The following is a 519-nucleotide window of genomic DNA, read 5'->3' on the forward strand; positions in this document are numbered from 1 at the left end:
TCACTTTTTAGGTTTGATGTCGTTGACATTACTCTTATTTAGTTTTCAAGGTACAAATTCCACAGAAGCAATCACCTCTAGTTTATATAGAAGTCTAAAGCGCTGCGGGTTTTAAGAGAGACTTACTCTCTCAAAACTGAACCGAACAACCAGGTATGCACCTACAGGATGTAGGTGTGTCGATGTTGCCACAGGACGTGGCGACTTTAATCGACGATTCATTACGATTTTCATCGCATTCCGTTATAGTCTAGCTCGTTGCGCCCAGCGACTAGCAAACTTCCGATTCCTTCCTTCGATAAGTCAACATCAACTCACTTACGTTCGTTGTGTTTCCTTTATCTCGTCAGGAACCATCCAGTTTGTACGTCACTAAACGGGCGCACTCGCTTCCTAATTTTCCTTAGAAAGGAGGTGATCCAGCCGCACCTTCCGATACGGCTACCTTGTTACGACTTCACCCCAATCATTCGCCCCACCTTCGGCGGCTGGTTCCTAAAAGGTTACCTCACCGACTTC

General features: G+C 45.7%; 1 rRNA gene. It reads right to left on the minus strand.

Annotated elements, in window-relative coordinates:
* Positions 1-407: 407 nt before the first annotated feature.
* Positions 408-519 (minus strand): 16S ribosomal RNA (locus tag KQI49_RS18440); the annotation flags it as partial.

The organism is Virgibacillus sp. MSJ-26, from assembly GCF_018918075.1.
Lineage (GTDB): Bacteria > Bacillota > Bacilli > Bacillales > Amphibacillaceae > MSJ-26.